Origin of the sequence: Thermoanaerobacter kivui, from assembly GCF_000763575.1 — a bacterium.
Taxonomy (GTDB): domain Bacteria; phylum Bacillota; class Thermoanaerobacteria; order Thermoanaerobacterales; family Thermoanaerobacteraceae; genus Thermoanaerobacter; species Thermoanaerobacter kivui.
Map to the genome: position 1 here is coordinate 1,293,223 of NZ_CP009170.1, position 23,213 is coordinate 1,316,435.

Annotated in this window: 24 protein-coding genes; 2 read left to right on the forward strand and 22 right to left on the reverse strand. The window is 34.0% G+C overall.

All coding sequences use genetic code 11. The features are described 5' to 3' along the window. Positions 1-7: 7 nt before the first annotated feature. The 9 genes from fliF to dprA form a co-directional block, all read right to left on the reverse strand. Positions 8-1,519, reverse strand: a complete 1,512-nt coding sequence (gene fliF, locus TKV_RS06580) for a flagellar basal-body MS-ring/collar protein FliF (protein WP_049685269.1) — start codon at positions 1,517-1,519, stop codon at positions 8-10. Between the two features lie 27 nt (positions 1,520-1,546). Continuing rightward, positions 1,547-1,843 (reverse strand): flagellar hook-basal body complex protein FliE, encoded by a 297-nt coding sequence (gene fliE, locus TKV_RS06585; protein ID WP_003866700.1) that lies wholly within the window; start codon positions 1,841-1,843, stop codon positions 1,547-1,549. A 6-nt stretch (positions 1,844-1,849) separates the two neighbouring features. Beyond that, positions 1,850-2,293 carry a flagellar basal body rod protein FlgC gene (gene flgC, locus TKV_RS06590; RefSeq protein WP_003866699.1) on the reverse strand — a complete coding sequence of 148 codons (444 nt, stop codon included), beginning with the start codon at positions 2,291-2,293 and terminating at the stop codon, positions 1,850-1,852. A 6-nt stretch (positions 2,294-2,299) separates the two neighbouring features. Next, a complete protein-coding gene (flgB, locus tag TKV_RS06595) occupies positions 2,300-2,707 on the reverse strand; it encodes a flagellar basal body rod protein FlgB (protein ID WP_003866698.1) in 408 nt (135 codons plus the stop codon). A 295-nt stretch (positions 2,708-3,002) separates the two neighbouring features. After that, positions 3,003-3,755, reverse strand: a complete 753-nt coding sequence (gene codY, locus TKV_RS06600; protein WP_003869175.1) for a GTP-sensing pleiotropic transcriptional regulator CodY — start codon at positions 3,753-3,755, stop codon at positions 3,003-3,005. 34 nt (positions 3,756-3,789) lie between these two features. Beyond that, complete coding sequence (gene hslU / locus TKV_RS06605) at positions 3,790-5,169, reverse strand: ATP-dependent protease ATPase subunit HslU (protein ID WP_049685270.1); 1,380 nt, start codon at positions 5,167-5,169, stop codon at positions 3,790-3,792. Between the two features lie 12 nt (positions 5,170-5,181). Beyond that, a complete protein-coding gene (gene hslV, locus TKV_RS06610) occupies positions 5,182-5,712 on the reverse strand; it encodes an ATP-dependent protease subunit HslV (RefSeq protein ID WP_049685271.1) in 531 nt (176 codons plus the stop codon). Between the two features lie 79 nt (positions 5,713-5,791). Continuing rightward, positions 5,792-7,873 carry a type I DNA topoisomerase gene (gene topA / locus TKV_RS06615; RefSeq protein WP_049685272.1) on the reverse strand — a complete coding sequence of 694 codons (2,082 nt, stop codon included), beginning with the start codon at positions 7,871-7,873 and terminating at the stop codon, positions 5,792-5,794. A gap of 50 nt (positions 7,874-7,923) precedes the next feature. Continuing rightward, entirely contained in the window at positions 7,924-9,012 is a 1,089-nt protein-coding gene (gene dprA / locus TKV_RS06620) for a DNA-processing protein DprA (RefSeq protein WP_049685273.1), read from the reverse strand. A 91-nt stretch (positions 9,013-9,103) separates the two neighbouring features. Here dprA and TKV_RS06625 point away from each other — a divergent pair, with 91 nt between their 5' ends. Both TKV_RS06625 and TKV_RS06630 read left to right on the forward strand, forming a co-directional pair. Next, the gene (locus tag TKV_RS06625; RefSeq protein WP_049685274.1) at positions 9,104-9,832 is read left to right on the forward strand and encodes a ribonuclease HII; all 729 of its coding nucleotides are present in this window, start codon (positions 9,104-9,106) and stop codon (positions 9,830-9,832) included. Between the two features lie 6 nt (positions 9,833-9,838). Further along, positions 9,839-10,210 carry a YraN family protein gene (locus TKV_RS06630; protein ID WP_049685275.1) on the forward strand — a complete coding sequence of 124 codons (372 nt, stop codon included), beginning with the start codon at positions 9,839-9,841 and terminating at the stop codon, positions 10,208-10,210. On the opposite strand, the gene trpS is transcribed toward TKV_RS06630, so the two are convergent. The 13 genes from trpS to smc all read right to left on the reverse strand — a co-directional run bounded on the left by trpS (position 10,202) and on the right by smc (position 23,180). Continuing rightward, complete coding sequence (gene trpS, locus TKV_RS06635) at positions 10,202-11,182, reverse strand: tryptophan--tRNA ligase (protein WP_049685276.1); 981 nt, start codon at positions 11,180-11,182, stop codon at positions 10,202-10,204. The two genes, TKV_RS06630 and trpS, sit on opposite strands and share 9 nt — an antisense overlap. An 87-nt stretch (positions 11,183-11,269) precedes the next feature. Then, complete coding sequence (locus TKV_RS06640; protein ID WP_049685277.1) at positions 11,270-12,136, reverse strand: YitT family protein; 867 nt, start codon at positions 12,134-12,136, stop codon at positions 11,270-11,272. 128 nt (positions 12,137-12,264) lie between these two features. Further along, positions 12,265-13,800, reverse strand: coding sequence for a YifB family Mg chelatase-like AAA ATPase (locus tag TKV_RS06645; protein ID WP_049685278.1), 1,536 nt, complete (start codon positions 13,798-13,800; stop codon positions 12,265-12,267). Between the two features lie 12 nt (positions 13,801-13,812). Then, positions 13,813-14,646 carry a ribosome biogenesis GTPase YlqF gene (ylqF, locus tag TKV_RS06650; protein WP_049685279.1) on the reverse strand — a complete coding sequence of 278 codons (834 nt, stop codon included), beginning with the start codon at positions 14,644-14,646 and terminating at the stop codon, positions 13,813-13,815. A gap of 44 nt (positions 14,647-14,690) precedes the next feature. Further along, positions 14,691-15,035 carry a 50S ribosomal protein L19 gene (gene rplS, locus TKV_RS06655; protein ID WP_049685280.1) on the reverse strand — a complete coding sequence of 115 codons (345 nt, stop codon included), beginning with the start codon at positions 15,033-15,035 and terminating at the stop codon, positions 14,691-14,693. A 21-nt stretch (positions 15,036-15,056) separates the two neighbouring features. Continuing rightward, positions 15,057-15,782 (reverse strand): tRNA (guanosine(37)-N1)-methyltransferase TrmD, encoded by a 726-nt coding sequence (trmD, locus tag TKV_RS06660; protein ID WP_049685281.1) that lies wholly within the window; start codon positions 15,780-15,782, stop codon positions 15,057-15,059. Next, the gene (gene rimM / locus TKV_RS06665; RefSeq protein WP_049685282.1) at positions 15,782-16,285 is read right to left on the reverse strand and encodes a ribosome maturation factor RimM; all 504 of its coding nucleotides are present in this window, start codon (positions 16,283-16,285) and stop codon (positions 15,782-15,784) included. The genes trmD and rimM overlap by 1 nt, the downstream gene beginning before the upstream one ends. A gap of 8 nt (positions 16,286-16,293) precedes the next feature. Further along, positions 16,294-16,521 carry a KH domain-containing protein gene (locus TKV_RS06670; protein WP_049685283.1) on the reverse strand — a complete coding sequence of 76 codons (228 nt, stop codon included), beginning with the start codon at positions 16,519-16,521 and terminating at the stop codon, positions 16,294-16,296. A gap of 25 nt (positions 16,522-16,546) precedes the next feature. After that, positions 16,547-16,807, reverse strand: coding sequence for a 30S ribosomal protein S16 (gene rpsP, locus TKV_RS06675; protein WP_049685284.1), 261 nt, complete (start codon positions 16,805-16,807; stop codon positions 16,547-16,549). A 30-nt stretch (positions 16,808-16,837) separates the two neighbouring features. Further along, entirely contained in the window at positions 16,838-18,178 is a 1,341-nt protein-coding gene (gene ffh, locus TKV_RS06680) for a signal recognition particle protein (protein ID WP_049685285.1), read from the reverse strand. 12 nt (positions 18,179-18,190) lie between these two features. Then, a complete protein-coding gene (locus TKV_RS06685; RefSeq protein ID WP_049685286.1) occupies positions 18,191-18,544 on the reverse strand; it encodes a putative DNA-binding protein in 354 nt (117 codons plus the stop codon). 96 nt (positions 18,545-18,640) lie between these two features. Next, entirely contained in the window at positions 18,641-19,597 is a 957-nt protein-coding gene (ftsY, locus tag TKV_RS06690; RefSeq protein ID WP_049685287.1) for a signal recognition particle-docking protein FtsY, read from the reverse strand. After that, positions 19,590-23,180, reverse strand: a complete 3,591-nt coding sequence (gene smc, locus TKV_RS06695; RefSeq protein ID WP_049685288.1) for a chromosome segregation protein SMC — start codon at positions 23,178-23,180, stop codon at positions 19,590-19,592. The genes ftsY and smc overlap by 8 nt, the downstream gene beginning before the upstream one ends. Positions 23,181-23,213 lie beyond the last annotated feature (33 nt).

Here is a 23,213-nt window from a genome sequence, read left to right on the forward strand (position 1 = left end):
ACACCACCTATTCTTCATTAAGCCATGTCCTTATTAGCTGGACGACAATCTCTGGTTTCTCCTTCACAAGTTTTTCTATCTGCTTTTTCTTTTCATCTTTATCAGATAAATCTATCTCCTCAATAGGCTCTGTTGTAGCCAAAATTTCCTGTTCAGCAGTAGCCAAAAGAGTTTCTTTTTTCTTTCTTATCATCATAAATAGTGAAAGTGCGCCTCCTAACACCAAAGCCGCCAATAAAGCCCATACATATACTGGCGCTCCTTTTGGAGCTTTTGTCTGTTGCTGCATCGCTTTTAACAAGTCTTGATTAAATTGCATTCCTTGAACAGATACTTTTACAAGAGAATCTCCGCCTGCAGCTTTTGTAACAAGGTCAGCAATTTGCTGTTTCATAGAATTATTAAGATTTTGGTTTACAACAACTGCAACAGAAATACTTTCAATTTTCCCTTGAGCTTGAACAAGACTTGTCTTAATTTGATTTATTTCATAGTTTATAGTGGTCTCTGTTTTATTATAATCAGAAGTATTATTGCTAGTTGTTGAAGTTACAGGAGGATTATTTGACGCAGTACCTGGTGAGCTTCCACCTTGTGTACCTGTAGCTTTTTCTTTAAGCTCTTGTATACTCCTTACAATTCCTTTATTGTCATTCCCTTGAACAGGCAAATACTCTATAGTATCCTGCGTCTTTTTATCAAAATTTAAAGTAACATTTGCTCTTACAACTACATTACCTGGTCCAAACACTTGTTCTAACAATGTTTGAAGGCTGTTTTGTAAGTCTTCTTGAACTTTTTTTTGAAGAGCAAATTGAGTATTAGCATTTTCAGCAGTAGTATCACTTTCTGCAGTTAGAATTTTACCATTATTATCAATTACAGTAACATTTTCAGGTTTTAAACCTTCTACGCTCTTAGATACAAAATCTATGATTCCCTTGACTTGCGAAGAGGATAAAGTCACACCTGGCTTTAAAGTTAGCATCACAGCCGCTGTAGCTTGATTAGTAGTATTTGAAAGTACAAAGGCATTTTGATCAGGTACTACGATATTGACAATAGCATCTTGCACTCCATCTATAGTTTTTAGAGAATTTTGTATTTCATTTTGTAGAAAATACAAATACTTTTGTCTTCTTTCTTGGTCTGTTGTAGCAAGGGAGTTATTCATAGCGTCTTGAAAGCTAAATCCCCCTTGTGGGATTCCTTCTGTCGCAAGTTTCATCCTCACCTCATCTTTGTATTGTGCGGGAACTAAAATTGTCGTCCCATCGTTCGATATTTTATATGGAATCTTGAATTCGGTTTTTAATTTTTCAACTACCGCTCCTGCATCTTTTATACTTAGATCTGAATATAAAACTACATAATTAGGCCTATTAACTATGTAAACTAATAAAGAAATGCCTATAAAAAGTAAAATAGCAATAATTCCTAACTGTATCTTTTGTTTCTTATCAAACTTATTCCAAAAGTTTGTCAGTTGTTCTCTAAAATTGGCAATGAAGTCTGGCATTAATTCACCTCATTTCAATTAAAGACATTACAATGGCATTCTCATTATTTCCTGATAGGCCTCCAGCACTTTATTTTTTATTTGAATTGTAAGCTGCAGTGCAATGTCAGCCTTCGCAGCATCTATCATCACTTGATTTATATCGTCAATTTCACCAGTTACAAGTTTTTGGTCATTTTTCATTGCCGTTAACTGTAAATCATTTACCTTGTTAAAGGCTTCTTTTAAAAAGTCGCTAAAAGTATCTATTTTACTGCCATTCTGTGTTGCTTCTAAAGTGCTATCCAAAGTTACTGGATTAACCGGTGTTATTTGATTAACCATTTATGTCTACCCCCTACCGATTTCTAAAGACTTTTGAAACATAGCTTTTGAAGCATTAAAGGCTGTTACATTGGCTTCATAAGCACGAGTAGCAGAAATCATATCTACCATTTCAGAAACAATGTTTACATTTGGGTACTCTACATATCCATTTTGGTCAGCATCAGGATGTCCAGGGTCATAAACTTCTCTAAGAGGAGTTTGGTCATCCTCAGCTATTTGTACAACTTCTACTCCTTTGCCACTGTATTTACCTTTAACTTTATCTAGAATGCTTTCGAAACTGTCAGGTTGTATTTCTTTTAAAACCACTAATTTTCTCCTATAAGGCCCTCCTTGAACTGTTCTTGTAGTATTTACATTAGCTATATTTTGGGCAATTATGTCCATTCTAAGTCTTTCCGCCGTCAAACCCGAAGCACTTATATCCATAGAACTAAATAAGTTCATTGTAAATTACCTCCCATCTTTTACAGCAGTCATGATAGAGTTAAGCTCTCCACTTACCCTTTGCACAAGGGCATAGTAATACAACTGATTCTTAGCTAAATTTGCCATTTCGGCATCTATGTCTACATTATTTCCATCTAACCTCATGGAAGTGTCATTTACTTGAATAATTTCCGGTTGTATGGAATCAATAGCAGGTGGGCCAATAGGAATGTGCTTAGGGTTTGTAACATAACCTCTTAACTTTGTACCATTTATAGCATCTTTTAAAATATCCTCAAATTTGACTTCAGACCTTTTGAAATTAGGAGTATCCACATTAGCGATGTTATTGGCAATCACATTGTTTCTTACAGTGGCTGCGTACAATCCCTTTTGTAATAAATCTATATTTTCAATTCCTAAATCCAGCATTTTCTCGCCTCCTCTTATTCGACCACACTATACTTAATTCGACAAAAAAATCAAAAATCCTGCTAAAATAAACCATAAAATAAATATTTAACTTTGTTTCAACAATGCCTTTTTTGTAAAATAATATCAATTTTTATCGAATAATATTATATCATGCCGTAATAGTTTACACCATAAGAAAAAAGTCCTATTTTTATAGGACTCTTTTACATAAAATTAAGTCTCCTGCTTTCATGCTAAAGTACAACCCCATGCATAAAAGCGGAGACTTATATTTTTCAATAAGGGTTTAAATTTATCTTTTCATTTTCTCTAACTCTTCTAATAATTTATCATTTAGTACCCTTATATGGGTACCTTTCATTCCTAAAGACCTTGACTCAATTATGCCAGCACTTTCAAACTTTCTAAGGGCATTTACAATTACAGACCTTGTAATACCTACTTTATCTGCTATTTTACTTGCAACTAATAATCCTTCTTTTCCATTTAGCTCTTCAAAAATATTTTTTATAGCTTCTAATTCGGAGTAAGAAAGTGTTCCTAGTGCCATTTGAACAACTGCTCTTTTTCTCGCTTCATCCTCTATTTCTTCATTTTTTGACCTTAAAATTTCAAGGCCAACTACTGTAGCACCGTATTCTGCTAATATCAAGTCATCGTCAGTAAATTCTTTTACCCCTCTTGATAAGGCTAAAGTTCCTAACCTGTCTCCACCGCCATTGACAGGTACTATAGTCAAAATTAAATCTGATAAAACTTTATCCTCTTTAAAAAGATTACCTTTATCATTAGCCAGCGTCTCCGTCACTCGCAAAAGTTTGTCATTATATTCTTCAGGTATTATTTTACTTTGAGCAAAAATGTCATTTCCATAATCTTTTAATATACTATAACCCAATACTTTACCCTTTCTACTCAAAATATATACGTTGGCCTCAATGACATCTTTTAAAATATTGGCCATTTCATTAAAATCAACTGGTTGAATTCCTGTTTTTTGCAAAATTCGATTTACTTTTCTAGTTTTTTCTAATAGTGTGCTCATATTTCTAATCCTCCTATGTTTTTATTTTTTATTATCATAAAATGTATTTACTAACTTCGTATTTATTTAGACTATCTTTTAATTGCTCTTTTACATACTCTTCAGTTATCACTATTTGCTGCCCTCCCAATTCTGGCGCATTAAAAGATAATTCTTCAAACAACTTCTCCATGACAGTGTGCAATCTTCTTGCGCCAATGTCCTCCGATTGTTGATTTATAAGATATGCTACTTCTGCAATAGCCTCAATTGCTTCATCAGTGTATTTAACTTCTATTCCTTCTGTTCTTAAAAGCTCTTGATATTGCTTGGTAAGAGCGTTTTTAGGCTCTTTTAATATTCTTACAAAATCTTCTTTTGTAAGGGGTTTTAAATTCACTCTTACAGGAAATCTTCCCTGTAGTTCAGGTATTAAGTCTGAGACTTTTGACACATTGAAGGCTCCTGCTGCAATGAACAAAATATGGTCTGTTTTAACAGGTCCGTATTTTGTCATTACAGTACATCCTTCAATTATTGGAAGAATATCTCTTTGAACACCCTCTCTTGAAACATCAGGGCCAGCGGTATAACCACTACCAGCAATTTTGTCTATTTCATCTATGAAGATTATCCCGTCGTTTTCAGCCCTTCTAATCGCTTCTTCTACTACTTCATCCATATCAATTAGATTTTGCGCTTCTTCTGACTCTAAAATTCTCTTAGCTTCATAAACTGGTACTTTTTTAATCTTTTTTCTTTTGGGTAAAATGTCAGAAAAGATATCTTGCAAATTTATGTTCATTTCCTCCGACCCCAAATTGGTATACATCTCCAACATGGGAGTAGAAGAATCTGTGACCTCTATTTCCACGATGTAATTGTCAAGTTCCCCGCTTCTCAATTTATGTCTTATTTCTTCCCTTTTGTATTTCAGGTTTTCTTCTTCTACTTCCTCTCCTTTATCGGAGGAAGGATAATTAAAAAGCATCTCAAAAGGATTTTTGACTTGTTTTTTCTTTTTGCCAATTATATAATCAATCAATCTATCCTCAGCTAATTTTTTAGCTTTTTCTGTCACAGTTTTTAATTTTTCTTCTTTTACCATTCTTACAGCGGCTTCTACAAGGTCTCTCACCATCGAATCGACGTCTCTTCCTACATATCCTACTTCTGTGAATTTAGTAGCCTCTACTTTCACAAAAGGAGCCTCAACTAACTTTGCAATTCTTCGGGCTATTTCTGTTTTTCCTACACCAGTCGGGCCTACCATAATTATGTTTTTGGGAGTGACTTCTTCTCTGAAGTCTTCAGGCAAAAGATTGCGTCTGTATCTATTTCTCAGCGCTACTGCCACTGATTTTTTAGCTTCCTTTTGTCCTACAATATACTTATCTAATTCCTCTACAATCTCCTTGGGAGTATAATTCTTCACTTAAAGCACCCCCTATAAAGTCTCAACTGTTATGTTGTTATTAGTGTAAACACAAATCTTTGAAGCTATCTCTAAAGCTTTTTTTGCTATATTTTCTGTATCTAAATCAGTGTTGTAGCGCAAAGCCAAAGCCGCTGCCATGGCGTAATTTCCCCCAGACCCTATTCCAATCACATCATCATCTGGTTCAATGACTTCCCCAGTGCCTGAAATGAGCAAAGTAGAAGTCTTATCTACCGCAATTAAAAGAGCCTCCAACTTTCTTAAAATCTTGTCTTTTCTCCATTCTTGTGCCAACTCTACTGCAGCCCTTTTTAAATTCCCTCCATATTGTTCCAGTTTTTCTTCAAATTTTTGAGAAAGCGTTAAGGCATCTGCCACAGAACCTGCAAATCCTACTATTACTTCCCCATTGTACAACCTTCGAATTTTCTTTGCCCCATGCTTTAAAATAGTATTTTCTCCGAATGTAATTTGGCCATCGCCAGCCACTGAAACTCGATCGCCTTTTCTAACAGCAATTATGGTAGTACCCTTAAACATTTTTACACCCCTTTAGATAGTTTAATATTAACACATTTTTCACAATGGTTCAAGAATTAATTCAAAATTTTTTTTAAATTCATTTAACTTCTTTTTCGTAGTCGCATTGAGGATTAGAGCATTTTAAAATTGTATTATTCTTTGTGTTTTTTTCTACTAATAAACTTCCACATATGGGACATTTTTCTTCCACTGGCTTATCCCACAGGATAAAATCACATTCAGGAGCATTTTCACATCCATAATAAGTTCTTCCTTTTTTACTCTTTTTCATAACAATTTCTCCGCCACATTTAGGGCATTTTACCCCCACCTTTTCGTACAGCGGTTTTGTATTTTTGCATTCGGGGAAACCGGGACAAGCTAAAAACTTTCCGAATTTGCCCTTTTTTATTACCATATTTCTTCCACAAAATTCACATTCAATATCTGTTACTTCAACTTCTTCTTTTATATCTATTTCTTCCATTTGCTCTTCTGCAATTTTCAAAGTCTTATAAAAATCCTTGTAAAATTCTTGTACCACTTCATACCATTTAGCCTGACCCTCTTCTATTTTATCTAACTGTTCTTCCATTTCAGCTGTAAATTTCACGTCAACAATTTTTGAAAAATATTCCTTTAATACATCAGTGACTATGAAGCCCAATTCTGTTGGTTTTAAAGTCTTTTTGTCTTTTACCACATATCCTCTTTCTAACAAAGTAGAGATAGTAGGAGCATAAGTGCTGGGACGACCTATTCCTTTTTCCTCCAATTCTTTAATCAAAGAAGCTTCTGTATATCGAGGCGGAGGCTGGGTAAAATGTTGCATTGGCTTTAATTCCTCTAAAAACAATTTGGTCCCTTCTTGAAGTACAGGTACAGTTTTTTCTTCCTCTTCTTGCATATCTGTTCCTTCTACATACACTGTCATAAAACCTAAAAATTTAATGCTAGACCCTGAGGCTTTAAAAACATATCCATTATTTACTATGTCCATAGAAACAGTATCGTAAATTGCAGGTGCCATTTGACTTGCTATGAATCTACTCCAAACTAATTTGTACAATTTATATTGGTCTGGCGTTAAGGAATCCTTTATACTCTCGGGATCCCTGTAAATAGAAGTAGGTCTTATAGCTTCATGAGCATCCTGAACATTGGCCTTTTTAGAAGCATAATTTGCTCCCGGATTGGCATACTCTTTTCCAAACTTTTCAACTATATATTTATATACCTCTGCCTTAGCCTCATTTGCCACCCTTGTAGAATCTGTCCTTATATAAGTAATAAGACCTACACTGCCTTCTCCTTTGATTTCTACCCCCTCATATAATTGTTGTGCAATTAACATAGTTTTTTTTGCAGTAAATCCCAATTTTCTCGAAGCTTCTTGTTGTAAAGTACTAGTGATAAAAGGTGGAGAAGGATTCCTCTTTTTGACACCTGTTTTTACTTTATCTATAATGTATTCTTCAGACAATGCTGCTAATATTTTGTCTACATCTTCTTTTGTCTTTAACTCAACTTTATCCTTTTTAGTACCGTAGAATTTTGCCTCAAACTTGCCAGAGTTTTTCTCATCAGAGAGAATCACGGTAATACTCCAATATTCTTCTGGCACAAAGGCTTCTATTTCTCTTTCTCTGTCGCAGATAAGCCTAGCTGCTACTGATTGAACTCTGCCTGCACTTAATCCCCTCTTTATTTTTTTCCAAAGAAGGGGACTTATTTTATATCCTACTAATCTATCAAGAATTCTCCTGGCTTGTTGCGCATCTACCAAATTTAAATCTATAGAGCGAGGGCTTTTAAGAGCAGTTTGCACTGCATTTTTTGTGATCTCGTGAAATTCTATGCGACAAGGCTCCTCAATATTCAAATTTAACAATTGGGCAATATGCCAGGAAATTGCTTCTCCTTCTCTGTCAGGGTCAGTGGCCAAAAAAATTTTATCTGCATCCTTTGCTTCTTTTTTTAAATTCTCTATAATAGCCCCTTTTCCCCGAATAGTTATGTACCTAGGAGCAAAATTGTTTTCAATATCGATACCTAATTGACTTTTAGGCAAATCCCTAACATGACCCATGGAGGCTTCCACTTTAAAATTTTTCCCCAAAAATTTTGATATAGTTTTCGCTTTAGATGGGGACTCAACAATAACCAGTGATTTTGCCATTTTGACACCTCCAAAACAATTTATAATTATATCAAAGTTTTTGACAATTATCAAAATATTTTTTTCTCATATTTATTCCCAGGTAATTTCTCTATTATACCTTTTAGCATCAGAGAAGATAAAATGACATTTGCTTTTGCCGCTTTTAATCCAAAATAGCTTATCACCTCTTCAATGTCTCTCGGGGCTTCACAGATAAATTCATATACCTTTTTTTCCTCATCTGACAGAGAAGCTAAAGTATTTTGTGTGATTTTTTCCTGTACATCACCTCTAAAATTAAACTCCTCTAAAATGTCATTTACATCATTAACAAGTTTTGCTCCTTGTTTTATAAGTTCGTTGGTGCCTTTACTGTAGGCACTGGTGGCATTACCAGGTACAGCAAAAACTTCTCTTCCTTGCTCCAAAGCAAATTTCGCTGTCAAAAGAGAACCACTTTTTACTCCTGCCTCTACCACCACTACCCCAAGAGATAAACCACTTATTATTCTGTTGCGTGAAGGAAAATTTTGGGGAAGTGGTGGAAAATCCAAAGGAAATTCTGAGACTAATAAGCCGTTTTCAATAATTTGCTCCATCAATTTTTTGTTTTCTTTTGGGTAGACCACATTAATACCGCTTCCTAAAACAGCGATAGTTTTGCCCTTTGCCTTTAATGCTCCTATATGAGAGAAACTATCAATCCCTCTTGCCATCCCACTTACAACTATTATCCCTCTTTCTGCTAATTCATAAGCTAACTTTTGAGCCATTTGCTTTCCATAAAAAGTAGCATTCCTCGACCCCACCATTGCTATACACAAACTGTCTTTTAAACTTATATTCCCCTTTGTATACAAAACTGGAGGCGGGTCGTAAATATTTTTCAATTCTTCAGGATATTCTTCCTCTTCTAATGTATAAACCTTTATTCTTAATTTTTGCAACCTTTCTATGTACTCAAAAGGGTTTTGTTTTTTCGCTTCTATTATATTCTCAGTCAGCTTCTTGCTTCGAACTGCTTTTAAAATATCGATTTCTTTGGCATTGTACACTTCTTCTGCACTTCCAAAAAACTCAATTAACTTCGTAAAATTCTTATATCCTACTCCTTTGATGCTGCTTAACCATATTTTAAAAACTTTATTCCTTTCCATATATGACTTCCCCTTTAATATCGTTTTCCTTAATTATCTTTATTATAATATATGAAGTGTGATAAAATAAAGAAAAAAGAAAGGTGATAAAATGTCAAATTTCTACAATATACACAAATTAAAAGAGTACATATACCAAAATGGCCCAACTAGCTTACAATCCCTTAAACTAAATGAAGCAGCCCAGAGATGGCTGCAAAAAGAAATGGAGAGAATTAAAAATTTAACATACTTTGAAAATCAGCTACATAATTTAAATTTTAAATTTATCGGAGGAGTAGACGAAGCGGGAAGAGGACCTTTGGTAGGACCAGTAGTCGCTGCCTGTGTTATTCTTCCAAAAGAAGTATTTATTCCTGACATAAATGATTCAAAAAAACTGTCAGAAGAAAAAAGAGAATTGCTGGCAGAGGTTATTAAGAAAAATGCCCTTTCTTACGGGATTGGAATTGTAGAATGTGACGAAATCGATAGAATAAACATATTAAACGCCACTTACAAAGCAATGCAAATAGCCGTCTCAAAAATTTTGCAAAAAATCGATTATCTCTTAGTGGATGCAGTGACAATACCTCAAATTGAAATAAATCAAAAAGCGATAGTAAAAGGAGATTCAAAAAGCATTTCAATAGCTGCCGCTTCCATATTGGCAAAAGTAGAAAGGGACAAAATTATGAAAGAGTATCACAAAATATATCCTCAATATAACTTTCAAAAGAACAAAGGTTATGGCACAAAAGAACACATAGAGGCCATTAAAAAATACGGACCTTGCCCTATTCACAGAAAAACTTTTATTGAAAAAATCTTGAAGGGATGAAAACTATTGAACAAAAAAATAATAGGCAGCTTAGGTGAAAAGATAGCTGCCCAATATCTTACAAAATCGGGATATAAAATATTGGAGAAAAACTTCAAATGCAAAATAGGCGAAATAGATATAATCGCCTTATATAAAAATCAATTGGTTTTTGTAGAAGTAAAAACGAGGACTTCCACTTCTTTTGGTGTTGCGAGTGAAGCCGTAAATTTTTATAAGCAGCAAAAAATAGTAAAAGTTGCTCAGCTTTACATAGCTTCAACAGATAAATTTAAAAACTTACAGCCTCGTTTTGATGTGATTGAAATTTACTTAAACCCTAATACACTAAACTTCGAAAAGATAAATCACATTCCTAATGCTTTTTTACTATCTTAATATTAATCCCATTTTTTCTTTTACTTCTTTTAAAGTATTTTCAGCAACAGCCTCTGCTTTTTGAGCTCCCTCTTTTAAAACACTCAAAACGTAATCTCTGCTAAGCTCTTTGTAGTTTTGCTGTATGACTGCTAACTTTTCAATGATGACATCTGCTAATTCTTTCTTTAGAGTGCCGTATCCTTGTCCTTTAAACTTATTTTCCACTTCTTCCACATTCATTTCAGTAAACAAGCTGTAAAGAGTCAAAAGATTGCTGACTCCCGGCTTTTTGTCCCAATCAAGCCTTATTTCACTTTCTGAATCTGTTACAGCTTTCATTATTTTCTTTCTAATAAGAGAAGGGTCATCTAAAAGATTGATTCTATTATAAGGGTCTTCATCGCTTTTGCTCATCTTCTTAGTAGGGTCAGTAAGACTCATTATTCTCGCACCAAATTTTAAAATCATAGGCTCAGGAACTACAAAAGTTTCACCAAATCTGTTGTTAAAACGCTGTGCAATGTTTCTTGTCAGTTCTAAGTGCTGCTTTTGGTCTTCTCCTACAGGAACATAATGGGTATTGTATAAAAGTATATCTGCTGCCATCAAGTCCGGATATGTAAAAAGTCCAACTGAAACAGATTCCTTTCCTTTGCTTTTTTCCTTAAATTGTGTCATCCTGCTCAATTCACCAAAATAGGTTATACATTGTAGCAACCATGCCAATTCTGCATGGGCAGGAACGTGAGACTGAACAAAAATAGTAACCTTTTTAGGATCTAAACCTATTGCAAGGTAAAGTGCTGCCAATTCAATAGTTTTTTCCTTTAAAACTTTAGGGTCTTGAGGAACTGTTAGAGCGTGCAAATCAACGACGCAAAAAAAGCATTCATGGTCGTCCTGTAATTTGACAAACTGTCTCATAGCTCCAAGATAATTGCCTATATGAATATCTCCTGTCGGCTGAACTCCAGAAAAAACTCTTTTCAATATATCAACTCCTTTTCGTCTTCTTTAAGTATTTCAGTCAGTTTAAGAAAAATTATAAAAGAAAATCTTAAAATTTTCAATAGAAGACTAAAATAGCTCTCTTCTAAAGCCTTTTCCTTGTACTTCAGCTACATCTAATATGGAGATAAAAGCATTTTCATCTATTTGCTGCACAATGAGTTTAAGCTGTGGTAATTGCGTGAGGGATACTATACAATATAGTACTCTTTTCTCTTCTTTTGTATACGCTCCTTCACCATGAAGGAAAGTTACTCCCCTTTTCAAAGTTGTCATAATTTCTTTGCTTACTTCTTCTTCTTTGTTAGTCACTATGAGTATCATCTTTTGTCTGTTAAAACCTTTAATAGTTTTGTCTACCACATACGAAGTAATATACATGGAAACGAGAGTATACAACGCACTAGTTAAACCAAAAAATATGGTACCTATACCTACAATGAAAAAATTGACCACAAAGGAAATACGCCCTATCTCAAAGTTGTCATATTTCTTTTTTACAATGACAGAAATTATATCTAACCCTCCTGTAGAACCATGATTGCTAAAAACTATACCCATTCCCGCACCATTTAATATACCTCCATATATAGACAAAAGCAAAGGATCATTTATATACAAAATATTCTTTATAGAATAAGTAAGCACTAAAAAAAATGACAAAAAAACTGTACCTATTATAGTAAAAATAGTAAATCTCAAATTTACCTTCTTATAGCTTAATATCAAAAGAGGGATGTTTAACAAAAATATAGTGTATCCCGCAGGAAACTTAGTGAGATATTGAACTATAAGAGCTATGCCAGATACTCCTCCGCTCAAAAGTTTTGCAGGAACAATAAACATGTTTATTCCAATAGCAGATATCAATGTACCTAAAATTATAAAAAAAATATTTTTTGCACTCTGTTTATTTAAATACGCTTCTATTTCCAATAGATTACACCTCCTTTTTTATTATCTCACCAAGATTTTACGTTTTTATAAGTCACAAAATGTTAGTTTGTTGACAGACTTTTTCGTGGCTTAAAGTCTTGATTTACCATTGAGCTCGTGATAAAAAATTATTTATACCAGTATCTGCTATCAACGAGCCTGTATTGAAATGCCTCTGCCACATGTTCAAAACCTATATTTTCTGCTCCCTCTAAGTCAGCAATTGTTCTCGCTATTTTTAAAATTTTATTATACCCTCTTGCGCTCAAATAAAATTTTTCAAAAGCTTCATTTAAAAATTTTTTAGTATCACTGTCCAACTTACAATACTTCTTTATCATATTGCCTTTTAATTGGGAATTAAAATATATCCCCCTACCTTTATACCTATTAAGCTGTATTTCCCTCGCTCTACTTACCCTTTTCCGTATCTCTTTAGAACTTTCTGTAAAAGTTTCTTCATCAAAATATTTATCTTTTTTCAAAGGTTTTACTTCCACATGCAAATCAATTCTATCTAAAAGAGGTCCTGAAATCTTATTTTGATACCTCCTAATTTCGTTTATACTACATCGACACTCTTGTGTCTCATCACCATAATAGCCACAAGGACAAGGATTCATCGCCAAAATTAGAATGAACTTACTCGGATAAGTAAAGGTCCCGTTAACTCGCGTTATTGTTACAAATTCATCTTCTAAAGGCTGTCTTAAAACTTCTATAGCATCCTTTTTAAATTCTGGTATTTCATCTAAAAACAGTACACCATAATGTGCAAGAGAAACTTCCCCCGGTTTAGGGTATTTCCCTCCACCTACTAAAGAAACCGTCGAAATAGTATGATGAGGAGCCCTAAAAGGACGAGTTGTAATGAGAGGAGTGCCTTTAGGCAACAAACCTGCTATGCTGTATATCTTTGTAACCTCTAATGCTTCTTCAAAGCTCATCTGTGGGAGTATCGTAGGAAATCGCCGTGCCAACATAGTCTTCCCCGAACCAGGAGGACCTATCATAAGCACGTTATGGCCTCCCGCAGCAGCAATTTCAAGAACTCGCTTTGCATTTTCCTGCCCTTTAACTTCAGCAAAATCCACTTCATATTCTACATTATTAAAAAAACTCTGTATATCTACTGTAAAAGGTTCAATAATTCTCTCCCCATTTAAAAAATCTACTACCTCTTTTAAATTTTTTGCAGCATACACTTTTATTCCATCAACTACAGCAGCCTCGTATGCGTTTTCAAAAGGTACCACAATAGAAGATATGCCTCTTTGCTTAGCACCAATCGTCATGGGTAAAATCCCATTTATAGGTCGTATAGTCCCATCTAATGAAAGTTCTCCCACAAACGCTATGTTTTCAATATTTTCATTTTTTATTTGCCCGATACATACCAATATCCCTACTGCCAAAGGCAAATCAAAAGCTGTGCCTTCCTTTTTGGTATTAGCAGGCGCCAGATTTACAGTGATCTTTTTAAGTGGAAACTCGTAACCGCTGTTTTTAATTGCAGACCTTACTCTATCTCTTGCTTCTTTGACCTCTGTATCTCCTAACCCCACTATATCAAAAGAAGGAAGGCCGTTAGACATATCGATTTCAACATCAACTATGTAAGCTTCTATCCCTAAAATAGCCATACTTTTAGTTTTAGAAAGCATAAAACTCCCCCCTTAAGGCCTTTCTAAAGATATCCTCCCAAGCTTACCACTGCGAAACTCTTCTATCAAAATTTGAGAAGCTTTTAGAGTATCCACTTCTCCTCCTGAAATGAGGCAACTTCTTTTCCTTCCTATTTCTTTTAGAATTTCAAAATTATCTTCTATTATTTTATCAATTTTGTATCGAGACATCAAATAATTGGCGTAATATTTTTTCAAAATTTCTATCAACTGTATAGCTAATTCTTCTATGTCTAAAATTTCATCCTTAATTGCCCCTGTCAAAGCTAACATTACTCCTACCTTTTCGTCATCAAATTTAGGCCACAGTATCCCAGGGGTATCTAAAAGGTCAAAATTTGGCGTTTTTATCCAGTGTAAAGCTCTCGTCACTCCAGGTTTATCTCCTGTTTTTGCTCTTTTACTTCCAATTAATTTATTAATAAGGGTGGATTTACCTACGTTAGGCACTCCAACAATCATAACTCTCAACCTAGGCATCATGCCTTTTTGCTGTTTTTTATCTAATATCTCTTTGCACACCTGTTTAGTTGTGTCCATTATTTCCTTAATTCCCATACCTGTGATTGAATTGATTTTTACTGCAGCTATTCCCTTTTGTTTGAAATATTGTATCCATAAACTAGTTACCTCATCATCAGCCAAGTCAGCTTTATTTAAAAGTATCAACCTTTTTTTATTTTTTGCTATATCGTCAATATCTGGGTTTCTGCTGCTTACAGGTATTCTAGCGTCCACCACCTCATATAGCACATCTACCAACTTGAGATTAGAAATTATCTCTTTTTTAGATTTTGCCATATGTCCAGGATACCACTGTATCATACCATTTCCTCCACATACTTAAAAAAGGGGTTTTAACCCCTTTTTTACATTAATTCTTTTATTTTGCTTGCAGCTTTTCCAACTCTGCGTCTCAAATAATACAGTTTTGCTCTTCTGACTTTACCTTTTCTTATAACTTCTATTTTTTCAATTCTTGGAGAATGAAGGGGAAAAGTTCTTTCAACTCCTACTCCGTAAGACACACGCCTTACAGTAAAAGTTTCTCTAAGCCCTGACCCACTTTTTTTAATCACTATTCCTTCAAAGGGCTGAATTCTTTCCCTATCGCCTTCAATAACTTTATAATGTACTCTTATAGTATCACCCACATTAAATGGGGTAAGGTCTGTCCTTAATTGTTGGCTTTCTACTGCTTTTATTAGGTCCATTGTCTTCCCTCCTTCCAACCTTTAAATGTCAAAGCCTTTTTCTCTTAAAAATTTTTTATCTTCTTCAGTTAAAACAGCCTTTTTAAGCAAATCAGGCCGCTTTAGGAGTGTTATTTCTAAAGATTTTTGTCGTCTCCATTTGGCTATTTCTGCGTGATTGCCACTTAACAAAACATCAGGTACTTTCATCCCTCTGAAAACTTCTGGTCTTGTATACTGAGGATACTCTAACAAACCTTCAAAAAAAGAATCTTCACGATAACTTTGAGGGTCAGAAAGAACACCATCTATAAGCCTTGACACTGCGTCGATGATAGCCATTGCAGCTATCTCGCCGCCTGTCAATATAAAATCCCCTAAAGAGATTTCTTCATCAATAATTGAATAGACGCGCTCGTCTATACCTTCATAATGGCCACACAAAAGGACTATTCTATCTAATTTAGACATTTTAACCGCCATTTCCTGATTAAAAATTTTCCCTTTGGGTCCCAGGTAATAAACTGGTATGTCCCCTTGCTTTTTTACAAATTCAATTGCATCAAAAATAGGCTGGGGCATCATAACCATCCCTGGGCCACCCCCATAAGGATAATCATCCACTCTTTTGTGTTTGTCTTTAGAGAAATCTCTTATATTTATAAGATTAACTTTTATTTTTCCTTTTTCAATTGCTCTTTTTAGTATACTGGTAGATAAAACGCTGTAGAACATCTCAGGAAATAGGGTTAAAACGTCAAAGACCATTACAGTCCCTCCAAAAGGTGGACCACCATCACCTTATTTTCTACATCGACTTTTTTGACTACATCTTTTATCGCAGGGATGAGTATTTCATTTTTTTCATCTTTTATTACATAAACATCATTCGCTCCTGTTTGGAATACCTCCACCAACTTGCCCAAGTATTCATCTTCTTCAGTATATACTCTCATCCCTATTAAATCCTTAATGAAATACTCATCTTCTTCCAATTTTAAAGCATTTTGAGCATCAACTTTCAAAAATGCCCCTTTAAGTCTTTCTGCATCATTTCTTGTATCAATTCCCTTTAGTTTTACGCAAACTCCTTTAGAAGTAATTTTTACATATTCTATATAGTATTTATTCATTTTTTGTTGGTCGTCAAAAATCCATACATATTCAAGGTCATAAAATCTTTCAGGTTCATTGGTAAGGGGATATACTTTTACTTCTCCCTTAATTCCATGGGCAGAAGTAATTTTTCCTACATTATAATAATCAGCCATACCACCACCTAAATTATTTCCACAATCACATGTTTCTTTTCCTTTAAAGCAGCGGCTTTCACTAATGTCCGTATAGCTTGTGCAATCCTTCCCTGCTTTCCAATGACTTTGCCCATATCTTCGGGAGCAACTTTAAGTTCTATGATGACAGATTGGCGTCCTTCTATTTCATTAACTTCTACAGCATCAGGATTATCCACTAATGCCTTTGCTATTGTTTTAACGAGTTCTCCCACATTTTACACCTCCTCAAAAAGAGGATTAATTAACGTCATGATTACCAATTATTCCCTCTTTTTTGAACAGTGACCTTACAGTATCTGAAGGTTGGGCACCTACACTTAGCCACTTTTTAGCTTTTTCTGGGTCTATTTTTATCTCTGCAGGTTGCGCTACTGGATTATAATATCCAATTTCATCAATGAACCTTCCATCTCTTGGAGACCTGGAATCAGCTACTACTATCCTGTAAAAAGGTTTTTTCTTAGCGCCAAACCTTTTTAACCTTATTCTTACTGCCACTTTCTCACCTCCTTCAAAAGTTGCCCACCATCATCTAAAGAAAGGTAATTTCAGTTTTCCTTTCTTTATGTCTTTATCAAAGTCAGCAAACTTCTTCATCATCTTTTTTGTTTCTTCAAACTGCTTTAAAAGGCTATTAACCTGCTGTATGGTGGTACCGCTGCCTTTTGCAATTCTCTTTTTTCTGCTACCATTTATAATTGAAGGATTTTGCCTTTCTTCCTTTGTCATGGATTGTATAATGGCTTCAACTCTTTTTAAGTCTTTTTCTGAAATATCAATACCCTTAAGCATGTTTTTACTCATTCCAGGAATCATGCCTAGAAGTTGGTCAAGTGGTCCCATATTTTTAAGGCTTTGTAGCTGTTCTAAAAAATCATCTAAGGTAAATTGCTTTGTCAAAAGTTTTTGTCCCATCTCTAATGCCTTTTTCTCATCAATTGCTGCTTGCGCCTTTTCAATTAAAGTCAGCACATCCCCCATTCCCAAAATACGGGAAGCCATTCTATCAGGATAAAAAGGTTCAATATCAGATAACTTTTCTCCTGTACCTATATATTTTATGGGCTTTTGAGTGACGGCTTTAATAGAAAGAGCCGCACCGCCTCTTGTATCCCCATCTAATTTAGTCAATATAACTCCTGTTATATCTAACCTCTCATTGAAGGAAGAAGCAACATTTACTGCGTCTTGCCCTGTCATAGCATCGACAACCAACAAAATCTCATCTGGATTGACAACTTTTTTGATATTTATGAGTTCTTCCATCAGTTCATCATCTATGTGAAGTCTACCTGCAGTATCTATTATAACCACATCCATATTGTGAGATTTTGCGTAGTCTATCGACGCCTTAGCAATATCAACGGGATTGGTCTTATCTCCCATTGTAAAAACTGGCACATTCACATTAGAACCTACTACTTGAAGCTGTTTTATAGCAGCCGGTCTTATGACATCGCATGCCACCAGCATAGGATTTTTACCTTGTTTTTTAAGCAAATTTGCCAACTTACCGCAGGCTGTCGTCTTGCCAGAACCTTGCAATCCTACCATCATTATTACTGCAGGAATTTTGTTTCCTAAATTTAACCAACTTTGGGTAGACCCCATAAGAGATGTTAATTCCTCATTGACTATTTTTATGACTTGCTGAGCAGGAGTCAAACTTTCCATTACCTCTTGACCTAACGCCTTTTCGGTCACTGCATTTATAAAATCTTTTACCACTTTGAAATTGACATCAGCTTCTAAAAGGGCTACTTTGACTTCCCTCATTGCATCTTTTATGTCTTTTTCTGAAAGCTTGCCTTTTCCTCTTAACTTTTTAAAAACTTCTTGCAGTTTGCCAGATAGGCTTTCAAAAGCCATTAAATTTACCTCCTATGGATTTAGCTCTTCTAATTTTTGAGCTATCTCCTCTACAATTTTTACGACTTCCGGATTTGCCTCTTGTGCTTTTATTCTGTCAATAAGTTTTTTAATTTCTTGTAACTTATTCATTATCTCTTGGTGTCTTTTTACCAGCCCTAATTTTTCTTCAAAAAATTTCAATGAACTTTCTGCTCTTTTTAAAGTGTCATAAACACCTTGACGTGAAATGTTTAAAAGCTCAGAAATTTCACCAAGAGAATAGTCATTCAAATAGTACATTTCAAAAATTTCCTTTTGCTTGTCAGTCAATAAAGCACCGTAAAAATCATATAAAAGATTCATAAATAAAAAATCATCATCCACAAAAACCCCACCCGTTAAGGTCCTAACCTTTACATTAAGATTTTATATGAAGGCCTTTATTTTGTCAAGCTGTTTTTAAGGTTTTTACAGTTCAATTCATTCAAAAATAGCAGAAACAAAGGATTTTGCATCAAAAACTTGTAAATCTTCTATTTCTTCTCCTATTCCTATGTATCTTATAGGTATACCTAACTCAGCTTTAATAGCGACGATAATTCCCCCTTTTGCTGTCCCATCAAGTTTTGTAAGTACAATGCCAGTGATATTGGATACTTCTTTAAAGATTTTAGCCTGCTGAATAGCATTTTGTCCTGTTGTGGCATCTAAAACCAAAAGAGTTTCTACTTTTGCTTCTGGATACTCCCTGTCTATAACTTTTCGAATTTTCCTCAATTCCTCCATCAAATTCTTTTTATTATGAAGTCTTCCTGCTGTATCACAAATAAGAACATCTATTCCTCTTGCTTTTGCTGCTTGAATACCATCAAAAATGACAGAAGCCGGATCAGATCCTTCTTGGTGCTTAATTATTGGACAATTGACTCTTTCAGCCCATATTTCCAATTGGTCTATAGCAGCAGCTCTAAATGTATCTCCTGCTACCAACATCACTTTTTTACCTTCTTTTTTATATAAATTTGCAAGTTTACCGATTGTAGTAGTTTTACCTACGCCATTTACCCCTACCACCAATATCACCATAGGAGAAGTTAGCGCAAAAGGCTCCACATCCTTTTGTAAAATTTCATATACTTCTTCTGCCAAAAGCTCTTTTAGCATAGAAGCATCAGAAACTTTTCTCTCTTTAACTTTTTGTCTTATTCCTTCTATAATAGCCGAAGTAGTATTCACCCCTACATCTGCCAAAATCAGTATTTCTTCTAATTCTTCCAACAACTCTTCATTAATTTTTCTTCCAAATCCGACAATATTATCTATTTTAGAAGTCAGATTATCTCGTGTCTTTAAAAGACCTTGTTTTATTTTTTGAAATAGTCCCTTTTTGCTTTCTTCTCCGTTGGAATCATGATGTTTATTGAAAAAATTAAGCATGATGTACCAAACCTCCTGTGGTGCTGTCTTTATTTAATTTTAGAGAAAGCAATTTAGATACTCCTTTTTCCTGCATTGTCACACCATATATCGCATCAGCGATCATCATTGTCCCTTTTCTATGAGTTACAACTATAAACTGTGTATCCTTCGATAATTCCTTTAAAAATTGTGCAAACCTTTCTACATTTGTATCATCCAAAGCTGCATCTATTTCATCCAATATGCAAAAAGGAGTAGGCCTTATAAGTATCATAGCAAATAAAAGCGAAATTGCAACTAACGCCTTTTCACCACCTGAAAGGAGGGAAAGATTTTGTAGTTTTTTGCCAGGTGGTTGCGCTTTAATTTCAATTCCTGTTTCCAACAGATTGTTTTCATCTGTAAGTATCAGTTCCGCATGTCCTCCACCAAAAAGCCTTTTAAAAGTCTCTTTAAATTGAAGCTGTATAAGTTCAAAACCATCTTTAAATTTAGTTTTTATAATTTTGTTAGTCTCTTCAATGACAGAAATCAAAGTTTCTCTTGCTTTTATAATGTCTTCCATCTGACTTTTTAAAAAGTCATACCTCTCTTTTACCTCTTTATATTCCTCAATAGCTTCCACATTCACATTTCCTAAATCCTTTATCGCTTTTGACAAATAATTTGCCCTTTCCTTTAAATAAGAAATTTCTTTGTACTCTGCTTCCTGTAAAGCTTTTTCCAAAGTTAACTCATATTCTTCCCACAACCTAGTTTTGATGTTGTCAATCTCAATTTGATATTTTTGCATGTTTATTTCAATATTGTGAGTCATCTCTTTAATGTCAGAATATTCCTGTTGTAATATCAAAAACTTTTCCTTGTATACTTCTAATTCCTTGTTGTTCCCAGACAACTCTTCTTCCAACTGTGATATCTCCGTTTGTATTTTTTCAATTTCTTTTTGCAATTCTTCTATTTGAATTTCAAATTTCTCCTCATCTGATAACAAAGTCTTTTTTAAAGCTTCTATGTCATTAATATTTTTCTCTTTGTCTTCAATATTACTTTTTTCTCTGCCTAATTCTTGCTGCTTTTCTTTTAAATTATGGACCTCGTTCTGAAGTTTTTGTTCAGTTCTGGCAATTTCAATTTTTAAAGTGGTAATTTCTTTTTCTAAAGCTTGAAGAATTTCTACATTTTCATTATTTGTCTCCTTAAAACCCTCAATTAAAGCATTGATCTCCTCTTTTCTATTCTCTAAACTCGTCAATTCCTTAAGATATTTGCTAATTTCTTCTTGATAATTATAAATATTTTCTTTTATTTGTTTAATTTCAATATTATAACTTTCAACTTGACTTAACAAGTTTTCTATCTCCCGCTTCAAAGACCACTCTCTTTGCTTTTCTTGGTTTATTTTATAATTTATATCAGATATTTCCTGTTCTATAACACGAATTTGGCCTTCAATAAAAGTCTTATCTTTTGCTATTTTTTCAATAGCCTCTGTCAATTCTTTAATGCCTTGTTCTAATGTAACAATTTCCCTTTTTAAATTATTTATTTCCTCTTTTCTTCTAAAAATACTTTGGACCTTCGGCTTCAAACTTCCACCAGTTATTGCTCCTCCAGGATTTATGACTTCTCCCTCTAAAGTGACAATTTTATAAGATTGATTATATTTTTTAGACAAATTTATCGCATTTTCAATAGTATCTACTACAATAACTCTACCTAACAAAAATTTAAAAATATCATCTAAACTACTGTCATATTTAATAACGTCACAGGCAACCCCTATTACTCCTTTTTCATTTAAAATCTTTGATTCCTCTTTGGAAAGTTTTTTGCCCTGTACCAAATCAAGAGGCAAAAAAGTCGCTCTTCCTAAATTCTTTTGCTTTAATACCTCTATTAGCTTACCCACTTGATTAGAATACCTTATGACAATATTTTGAACGCTGAAGCCTAAAGCTACTTCAATCGCAGTGCTGTAAATACTTTCTACTTCTAAAAGCTCTCCTACCACTCCTATTATATTTTCTTTAAAATCATTATTAAACTCTGATAATTTTAACAAATTTTTTACAGCAGCACTGTACCCTTCATAATTTTTATCCATCTCTTCTAAAAGAGAAAGTTGAGACTTTTTACGATTGTATTCTTCTTTCCACGCTTTTAAGATATTTTCAAAGGAAACTAATGTATTACTAACTTCATGTAATTTCTCTTTTTTAACTGTAACTTCCTTCGATTTATCATTAAGTAGATTAGACAAAAAGTTCAAATCGCTTTCAACCTTTGATTTTTCTTCTTCTAGTTTTTTTATTTGTTCTTTAGCATTCCTGATGTGCATTTTAATATTTTCTTCTCTGTTTAACACGTCTTCTTTCAAGGAATTGTACAGAGACAGCTTCCCTTTCACATCAGCTATGCTATTGAGCACATCGACTATTTCTTCTTTTGACCTTTCTACTTCCTCAAAACGATCTTTTTGTTCTTTTTGCAAATTGGAATACTTTTCCTCTAACTCTTTTAATTTCTTATTAAGAACATTTTTGGTTGAATATAACAGTGACACATTTGTCTCTATTTTTTTAAGTTCTTGTACCAAAAAATCAGCTTTCTTTTTCGCTTTCTCTAATTCCTCTTTGTGAAGTTGTGAAGTTTCACTTAAATTTTTAAGCTTTTCTTTTGTCAGTTCCCTTTTTCCGTTTATCGTTTCTAAATCTTTTAACTTATTAAAGTACTGTTCTTTTTTGTCATCTATTTGTCGTTGAAAAAAAATTATTTCTTTTTCTTTATTGGTTAAGTCCTCTTGTCCCTGATTTATTTGCGCTTTTTTGTCATCTAATTGAGCTTTTAAATCCTCATATTTTTCACTAAAAATTTCATATTCTTTCATTAAATTTTTTATCAGTTGAACGTATAAACTTATATCGACTTTTCTTTTCTCTTTGCTAAGCCTTAAAAATTCTTCTGCTTTACGTTTTTGAGCCTCTAAAGGAATTAACTGTTTTTCAAGTTCAACAATAATATCATTTAAGCGCACTAAATTATCATTTGCTACAGCTAACTTTTTTTCAGCCTCTTCTTTTTTGTACTTGAATTTAGATATACCTACTGCTTCTTCAAAAATTTGTCTTCTATCTTCAGGTTTTGCAGAAAGTATTTCTTCAATCTTACCTTGTCCTATTATAGAATAACCCTCTTTTCCTACCCCTGTATCCAAAAAAAGCTCGTATATATCCTTCAGGCGACAAGGTGTTTTATTTATAAAAAATTCGCTTTCTCCTGATCGAAAAATTTTCCTAGCAACAACAACTTCTGTATAATCAAAAGGAAGATAAGAATCGCTGTTGTCAAGAGTCAAATTTATCTCGCAAAAGCCTAAAGGTTTTCTTTTTTCACTGCCGGCAAAAATTACATCTTCTAATTTTGATCCTCTTAAACTTTTGATGCTTTGCTCTCCTAATACCAAACGAACGGCATCGGAAATATTGCTTTTTCCACTGCCATTAGGCCCTACAATTGCAGTTACACCTTTTTCAAAATTAAGAGTGACTTTATCTGCAAAAGATTTAAATCCTTGAATTTCAAGTTTTTTGAGGTACATATAACCACTCCTTATGCACCATCCATTTTACCA

Coding starts and splice junctions, on each gene's coding strand:
- rimM (WP_049685282.1), bottom strand. CDS start 16,285: ATGGCTGATTATTATAATGTAGGAAAAATTACTTCTGCCCATGGAATT.
- hslV (WP_049685271.1), bottom strand. CDS start 5,712: ATGTTTAAGGGTACTACCATAATTGCTGTTAGAAAAGGCGATCGAGTT.
- smc (WP_049685288.1), bottom strand. CDS start 23,180: ATGTACCTCAAAAAACTTGAAATTCAAGGATTTAAATCTTTTGCAGAT.
- trmD (WP_049685281.1), bottom strand. CDS start 15,782: ATGGTCTTTGACGTTTTAACCCTATTTCCTGAGATGTTCTACAGCGTT.
- dprA (WP_049685273.1), bottom strand. CDS start 9,012: ATGGAAAGGAATAAAGTTTTTAAAATATGGTTAAGCAGCATCAAAGGA.
- rplS (WP_049685280.1), bottom strand. CDS start 15,035: ATGGACCTAATAAAAGCAGTAGAAAGCCAACAATTAAGGACAGACCTT.
- codY (WP_003869175.1), bottom strand. CDS start 3,755: ATGAGCACACTATTAGAAAAAACTAGAAAAGTAAATCGAATTTTGCAA.
- TKV_RS06645 (WP_049685278.1), bottom strand. CDS start 13,800: ATGCTTTCTAAAACTAAAAGTATGGCTATTTTAGGGATAGAAGCTTAC.
- topA (WP_049685272.1), bottom strand. CDS start 7,873: ATGGCAAAATCACTGGTTATTGTTGAGTCCCCATCTAAAGCGAAAACT.
- ylqF (WP_049685279.1), bottom strand. CDS start 14,646: ATGATACAGTGGTATCCTGGACATATGGCAAAATCTAAAAAAGAGATA.
- TKV_RS06625 (WP_049685274.1), top strand. CDS start 9,104: ATGTCAAATTTCTACAATATACACAAATTAAAAGAGTACATATACCAA.
- fliE (WP_003866700.1), bottom strand. CDS start 1,843: ATGGTTAATCAAATAACACCGGTTAATCCAGTAACTTTGGATAGCACT.
- flgB (WP_003866698.1), bottom strand. CDS start 2,707: ATGCTGGATTTAGGAATTGAAAATATAGATTTATTACAAAAGGGATTG.
- fliF (WP_049685269.1), bottom strand. CDS start 1,519: ATGCCAGACTTCATTGCCAATTTTAGAGAACAACTGACAAACTTTTGG.
- flgC (WP_003866699.1), bottom strand. CDS start 2,293: ATGAACTTATTTAGTTCTATGGATATAAGTGCTTCGGGTTTGACGGCG.
- ffh (WP_049685285.1), bottom strand. CDS start 18,178: ATGGCTTTTGAAAGCCTATCTGGCAAACTGCAAGAAGTTTTTAAAAAG.
- ftsY (WP_049685287.1), bottom strand. CDS start 19,597: ATGCTTAATTTTTTCAATAAACATCATGATTCCAACGGAGAAGAAAGC.